This is a genomic window from Pseudomonas sp. SIMBA_067 (assembly GCF_046534675.1).
Classification (GTDB): Bacteria; Pseudomonadota; Gammaproteobacteria; order Pseudomonadales; family Pseudomonadaceae; genus Aquipseudomonas; species Aquipseudomonas putida.
This window is the reverse complement of sequence record NZ_JAWRYH010001568.1, coordinates 1-218: the sequence shown is the minus strand read 5'-3', so window position 1 is coordinate 218 and position 218 is coordinate 1. Positions and strand designations below refer to the sequence as shown.

Below are 218 nucleotides of genomic sequence, written 5' to 3'. Positions count from 1 at the left end.
CGCATGCGCAAGCCGGCATCGTCGCTGGCGATGATCTTGCTCAGCATCGAGTAAAGCTTGTCGCTGTCATTCCAGTTAATGGTTTCGGCAGCAGAAAAGCTGGGAAGCAGGCCAGCCAACAACGTACGGTCGCGCATCAGCAATGCGCGGTAGGGTGGGCTGTCTGGATCCTCTAGCCATTTCAGCCAGAGGGTTTCGCTGGTGCCGGCCGCAGCAGC

The 218-nt window shown here is 59.2% G+C and carries 1 protein-coding gene; it reads right to left on the bottom strand.

Translation table 11 applies throughout. The features are described 5' to 3' along the window. On the bottom strand, window positions 1–218 hold a 218-nt coding region (locus tag SB765_RS34730), incomplete at both ends, for a hypothetical protein (RefSeq protein ID WP_410933167.1).